The 6384-nt window shown below is 67.6% G+C and carries 5 protein-coding genes and 2 tRNA genes; 5 read left to right on the forward strand and 2 right to left on the reverse strand.

All coding sequences use genetic code 11. From position 1 onward, the window contains the following. Positions 1–220 precede the first annotated feature (220 nt). Positions 221–1228, forward strand: a complete 1008-nt coding sequence (locus tag QK444_RS30620) for a 3-isopropylmalate dehydrogenase (RefSeq protein WP_282785578.1) — start codon at positions 221–223, stop codon at positions 1226–1228. A 202-nt stretch (positions 1229–1430) separates the two neighbouring features. Here the strand turns inward: QK444_RS30620 and QK444_RS30625 are convergent, their stop codons facing one another. Further along, positions 1431–2624 carry an MFS transporter gene (locus QK444_RS30625; RefSeq protein ID WP_282785579.1) on the reverse strand — a complete coding sequence of 398 codons (1194 nt, stop codon included), beginning with the start codon at positions 2622–2624 and terminating at the stop codon, positions 1431–1433. Positions 2625–2939: 315 nt separating this feature from the next. Here QK444_RS30625 and QK444_RS30630 point away from each other — a divergent pair, with 315 nt between their 5' ends. The 4 genes from QK444_RS30630 to QK444_RS30645 all read left to right on the forward strand — a co-directional run bounded on the left by QK444_RS30630 (position 2940) and on the right by QK444_RS30645 (position 5533). After that, positions 2940–3713, forward strand: a complete 774-nt coding sequence (locus QK444_RS30630) for a fumarylacetoacetate hydrolase family protein (protein WP_029930121.1) — start codon at positions 2940–2942, stop codon at positions 3711–3713. A gap of 15 nt (positions 3714–3728) precedes the next feature. Beyond that, positions 3729–5228, forward strand: a complete 1500-nt coding sequence (gltX, locus tag QK444_RS30635; protein WP_282785580.1) for a glutamate--tRNA ligase — start codon at positions 3729–3731, stop codon at positions 5226–5228. 120 nt (positions 5229–5348) lie between these two features. Beyond that, positions 5349–5420 (forward strand) — tRNA-Gln (locus QK444_RS30640). A gap of 40 nt (positions 5421–5460) precedes the next feature. After that, positions 5461–5533 (forward strand) — tRNA-Glu (locus QK444_RS30645). A 79-nt stretch (positions 5534–5612) separates the two neighbouring features. Here the strand turns inward: QK444_RS30645 and QK444_RS30650 are convergent. Then, positions 5613–6113 (reverse strand): PPOX class F420-dependent oxidoreductase, encoded by a 501-nt coding sequence (locus QK444_RS30650; RefSeq protein WP_282785581.1) that lies wholly within the window; start codon positions 6111–6113, stop codon positions 5613–5615. Positions 6114–6384 lie beyond the last annotated feature (271 nt).

The raw sequence follows: 6384 nt of genomic DNA on the forward strand, positions 1-6384 counted from the left end.
GGGGGGCGGGCCGCGTTCCGGGTGCAGTCGGGGCCTCGAAATCTCATAGATTGGGAAGTTGCCTACCTCACCTGCTGCGGCCTCATCCCATTGATTGAGATGCGGTTGCCCTGGTGCGGGTGAGCGAGCGGGTACCCGCTATCGTGGCCCGTGGATCACTCCGCCCGTCGATGCGGCGGAGCGCAACTCACGGGCGTCATATCCGAACGGAGCAAAGTTCATGAAACTCGCTGTCATCCCGGGCGACGGTATCGGTCCCGAGGTCATCGCCGAGGCCCTCAAGGTGCTCGACGTGGTGGTGCCCGGTGTCGAGAAGACCGAATACGACCTGGGAGCCAAGCGGTTCCATGCGACCGGCGAGATCCTGCCGGACTCCGTGCTGCCCGAGCTGAAGCAGCACGACGCGATTCTGCTTGGTGCGATCGGCGACCCGTCGGTGCCCAGCGGCGTGCTCGAGCGCGGACTGCTGCTGCGCACCCGGTTCGAACTCGATCACCACGTGAACCTGCGCCCGTCCAAGCTCTACCCCGGCGTCACCTCGCCGCTGTCGGCCAACCCGGAGATCGACTTCGTCGTCGTGCGGGAGGGCACCGAGGGCCCGTACACCGGTACCGGCGGCGCGATCCGGGTGAACACCCCGCACGAGGTGGCCACCGAGGTCTCCACCAACACCCGCTTCGGCATCGAGCGCGTGGTGCGCTACGCCTTCGAGAAGGCCAAGCAGCGCCGCCAGCATCTCACCCTGGTGCACAAGAACAACGTGCTCACCTACGCCGGTTCGCTGTGGCAGCGCACCGTGAACGAGGTCGCCGTCGAGTACCCCGATATCGAACTGGCCTACCAGCACATCGATGCCGCGACCATCCACATGGTCACCGATCCGGGCCGCTTCGACGTGATCGTCACCGACAACCTGTTCGGCGACATCATCACCGACCTGGCCGCCGCCGTCTCCGGCGGTATCGGCCTGGCCGCCTCCGGCAATATCGACGCCTCCGGCGCCAACCCGTCCATGTTCGAGCCGGTGCACGGCAGCGCCCCCGATATCGCGGGCCGGTCCAAGGCCGACCCCACCGCCGCCATCCTCTCGGTCTCCCTGCTGCTCGCCCACCTCGGCGACGCCGAGGCCGCCGCCCGTATCGAGGCCGCCGTCGCCAAGGACCTCGCCGCCCGCACCGGCGCGGCGTCTACCGTCGAGGTCGGCGACCGCATCGCCGCCTCGGTGTGATTCGGCGGGCCTGAGCTCTCGCGCCGCGGCGGCCGCCGATCGCGGCAACCCTTCGTGTTGTGGCTTCAACCTCGAAAACGCCCGTGCTGGAAGACCTTTCCGGCGCGGGCGTTCGGTTGTCCGAGGGTGATGCGCGCGGGCGGATCACCAGCGTGGATGTGTATGTCACATCAGTCGCTTCCGTGTATCGGTGTCACGGGAGTCACTGTGTTGCCCCTGGTTTCGGGTCGGCGGGCACCAATGGGACGGCCGCCACGGCGATTACGGCGGCCAGGAGGTAGGCGGCGGGGAAGCCCGCGACGGTGATGAGGGCCCCGAAGGTGGGGGCCAGGGCCGCCGAGGCCAGGTTCTGGCCGGTGTTCTGGATGCCCAAACCGCGTCCGCTCCAATACGGTCCGGCGATTTCGGCGACCGCGGTGAAGGCGAGGCCATTGTCCGAGACGGTGATGACCGAGGCCGCGAACATGATCGGGACCGCCAGCCACCACCATTCCAGCCAGGCCGTGACGCCCAGGGCGGCCATGGAGATCACGGCCGCGACGGCCACCGTGCGCAGCGGTCGCAAGCGGCTGCCGACCCGGTCGGACCAGATGCCCGCGCCGATGCGGCCACCCGCGCCCAGCAGCTGGGTGGCGGTGACCACCGCCCCGGCCACCGGCAGTGACCAGCCGATATCGCGGTGCAGCCACAGCAGTGCGAAGGTCCACAGCGACGCCTGCGGGATGACCAGCAGCACCGAGACGATATGGATGCGCCACAGGGTGGCGTCACCTCGGTACGGATTGGCCGGTCGGCCGTACGCGCCCGTGGGTTCCGGGCGCGGCGGATCGACGATGCCGAGAAAGCAGCCGATGGCGGCGAGCCCCGCCATCACGGCCGGAACCAGGATGGCGGTCGAGAAGCCGTGCGCCGCAGCGACGGTGGGGATGCTCAGCGCGCCGATGCCCACCCCCAGCGGCTGGGCCGTCTGCCGGATGCCCATGGCCAGGCCGCGGCGCTCGGGCGGGAACCAGCCCACGATCACCCGACCGCTCGCGCCATTGGTGCTGGCAGCGCCCATGCCGCCCAGGAACAGCAGTGCGCCGAGCGCGGCGTAATCGGTGACCGTGGCCGCTGCCACGCCCGCGACCAGCATCAATGCCGGTCCGGCCACCAGCACCCGGTGTTCGCCGATGCGGTCCACCACGTAGCCCCAGGCGATCAGCGTGCACACCAGGCCCACTGTGGGCATGGACACCAGCAGACCGGCCGTGGCCAGCGACAGTCCGCGCTCGGTCAGGGCGGGCAACAGGAACGGGGTGCCGTGCACGAAGACCGCGCTGGCGGCCTGTGCGAAGACGCCGAGCGCGAGCATGGACCACCGTTTCGACGTGCCGATCTGGGTCACGGTGGCCACGGCCATCACCTCGCGTCTCAATATGTAGGATAGGTGTCTTACTTTGTGGGCATCGTCGCTCACGGTACACCCGTGGCGCAAGTCGATTCCAGTGGCGAGCTGTCTGTTTGCTCACACCGGCGCGGCGGTTCGACGGCCTTGTCGATTTCCGTCGAGTTGCGTTGCGTTACGGTCGTTTTCACATCCGCCGCGACGGGTGTCGGAGAGGGTGGCTCGGCCGCTGCGCGGCCGTCGTGTTCCGGGCGTCCGAGGTTCGTGGCCGCCCTTGGCCGGGCACGTTCGGGCAGGTGGAAGCCGGTCGATAGACTGCGACCCATGCGCCTAGGTCGAGTTGCCAGCCCCGATGGGGTCGCTTTCGTCAGCATCGAAGGAGACGACGGCGACACCGTCGCCCGCGAAATCGCCGAACACCCGTTCGGTACACCGACGTTCACCGGCCGCAGCTGGCCGCTGGCCGACGTGCGGCTGCTCGCGCCCATCCTGCCGAGCAAGGTGATCTGCATCGGCAAGAACTACGCGGCCCACGCCGAGGAGATGGGCGGCCCGGCCCCGGCCGATCCGGTCATCTTCATGAAGCCGAATACCTCGGTGATCGGCCCCAACCTGCCGATCATCCTGCCGCCCAGCTCTTCTCAGGTTGATTACGAGGGTGAATTGGCCATCGTCATCGGCGGTGCCTTCAAGAACGTCCCGGCCGCCAAGGCCCACTCGGCGATTCTGGGCTACACCGTCGCCAATGACGTCACCGCCCGCGACCAGCAGCGTCACGACGGCCAGTGGACCCGGGCCAAGGGTTACGACACCTTCTGCCCGCTGGGGCCGTGGATCGAAACCTCGGTGGACCCATCGGATCTGGAGATCGTCACCGAGCTCGACGGCGAGGTGAAGCAGCGCAGCCGTACTTCGCTACTGCTGCACGACATCCCGAAGCTGATCGAGTGGGTGTCCACCGTGATGACGCTGCTGCCCGGCGATGTCATCCTCACCGGCACGCCGGAGGGCGTGGGGCCGATGCGGGAGGGGCAGAGCGTGTCCGTGACCGTCGAGGGCATCGGCACCCTCACCAATCCCGTTGCCACCAAACGCTGATCGAGAGAAGAGCTGATGTCACACCCCCACTCCCCGCCCGCCGGGTCCGACGTCCGGGTCCGGTTCTGCCCGTCGCCCACCGGCACGCCGCACGTCGGCCTGGTCCGCACCGCCCTGTTCAACTGGGCCTTCGCCCGCCATGCCGGCGGCACCTTCGTTTTCCGCATCGAAGACACCGATGCCGCACGTGATTCCGAGGAGAGCTACCAGGCGATTCTCGACGCCCTGCGCTGGCTCGGCCTCACCTGGGACGAGGGACCCGAGGTCGGCGGGCCCTACGGCCCGTATCGGCAGTCGCAGCGGAGGGACATCCACGTGGACGTGGTGCGCCGGTTGCTGGAGGCGGGGGAGGCGTACGAATCCTTCTCCACCCCTGAGGAAGTGGAGGCCCGGCACCGGGCCGCCGGTCGCGACCCGAAACTGGGCTACGACAACTACGACCGCGATCTGACCGCCGAGCAGATCGCCGCCTACAAGGCCGAGGGCCGCCCCGCCGTCATCCGGCTGCGGATGCCCGACCACGACCTCACCTGGACCGATCTGGTGCGCGGGGAGACCACCTTCAAGGCGGGTGTGGTCCCGGACTTCGCGCTCACCCGCGGCACCGGCGATCCGCTCTACACGCTGGTGAACCCGGTCGACGATGCCATGATGCGGATCACCCACGTCTTGCGCGGCGAGGATCTGCTGTCGTCCACGCCGCGGCAGTTGGCGCTGTACGCGGCGCTGCGGCGGATCGGGGTCGCCGAGTTCACCCCGGAGTTCGGCCATCTGCCCTTCGTGATGGGGCAGGGGAACAAGAAGCTGTCGAAGCGTGACCCGGAGTCGAATCTCTTCCATCACCGCGACCGCGGGTTCATTCCGGAGGGTTTGCTGAATTATCTGGCGCTGCTCGGCTGGAGCATCGCCGATGATCATGACGTCTTCTCCATGGCGGAGATGGTGGCGGCGTTCGATATCTCGAAAGTAAATTCGAATCCGGCGCGTTTCGACCAGAAGAAGGCCGATGCGATCAACGCCGAACATATTCGTTTGCTGGAACCGGGTGACTTTGCTCACCGGCTGCGCGCTTACCTGACCGAACACGGTCATATCGGCGCGGAGGTGGACGACAAGCTGGTCTCCATTGCGGCCGATCTCGTGCAGACCCGGATCGTGGTGCTCGGCGATGCGTGGGATCTATTGAAGTTCCTTTTCGTCCCGGCCGACGAGTTCACCGTCGACGAGGCTGCCGCGCAAAAGAATCTCGGCCCCGACGCCGTTCCGGTGCTGGAAGCGGCCGTTTCCGCACTGGACGGAGTTTCCGAGTGGACCGCCGCCCCGATCGAGGAGGCGCTCAAGGGTGCGCTCATCGACGGGCTCGGCCTGAAGCCGCGCAAGGCGTTCGCGCCCGTGCGGGTGGCCGTCACCGGGTCGCACATCAGCCCGCCGCTGTACGAGTCCCTGGAGCTGCTCGGCCGGGAGACCGCCATGGCCCGGTTGCGTGCCGCACTGGTCGCCAGCGGCCCGAAATGACCGGAAACAGGGGGTCTGACCAGCCGATTTGTAGTTGACCGGGTGGCGTTTGGTAATCTCTTTCTCGGCCGGAAGCGAGGTCGAGAGCCCCACAAGGGAGCGACCGAACGCCCAGGTCATTGGGGTATGGTGTAATTGGCAACACAGCTGATTCTGGTTCAGCCATTCTAGGTTCGAGTCCTGGTACCCCAGCGGAGCTTTCCGGAGCTCTCGGTTGCTCGCAACCAATCCTGGTCCCGTCGTCTAGCGGCCTAGGACGCCGCCCTCTCAAGGCGGTAGCGCGGGTTCAAATCCCGTCGGGACTACAAGGAAAGGCCCCCAACCTCGGTTGGGGGCCTTTCACTGTTCTCGCCGGGTTCGCGCGAGGCGTGCCGAACGAGATTCTCAGTCCAAGGCTTTCGCGGTTGAACCGCCCAACGGCATCGCGGGCATGCCGAGTTTGCGGTGATCCCAGCTGCGCACCCGTTTCGGCACCACGCGCACGGCCACGCGCTTGTTCAGCATCTGCTCCACGAACGGCTTCATATCCTCGCTGTAGGGGCCGGTGTAGCGCTCCCACACGCTGACGCCGACCCGGAACAGCGCCTCGGGATCATCGACGATTTCGGCCCGCCCCTCGATGGACACACCGCGTAGCTGGTCGTAGGTGTCGCCGGCCTCGACCAGCACGGTGACGCGCGGATCGCGGCGCAGATTGACGGCCTTCTGCGACTTGGCCTTGGTCTCGAACCAGATGTGACCGTCGATCAGGCCGTACCACATGGCGGTGAGGTGCGGCGTGCCCGTGGGGCCGAGCGTGGCCAGGGTGGCGATGCGGCTGCGTTCGAGGAAATCGGTGATCTCCTGGTCGGTCATCACGATCGCGGCGCGTTGATTAACTCCCATGCGGAGACTGTACTTTACGGCGTATGGGCCAGGTCACACCGCTGACCGGACATGGTGCGGCGCATCCGGCCGCCGGGGTGCGGGGTCCGATCGCGACGCGCGGGGCCGGTGGTCGTGGAGGGGCGTACGGCGAGCGTTGCGAACCGTGATCTCCGAGAGGCGCCTGTGGGCGCTGTGGCGGCTGTGGGGCGGCCGACGGTCCCCGCGATCCCATCGGCCGCCCGATCGCCCGTCAGAGGCGCTTGTGGAGGGCCTCGGCGGCGGCCACCAG

Origin of the sequence: Nocardia sp. CC201C (assembly GCF_030010695.1) — a bacterium.
Lineage (GTDB): Bacteria > Actinomycetota > Actinomycetes > Mycobacteriales > Mycobacteriaceae > Nocardia > Nocardia otitidiscaviarum.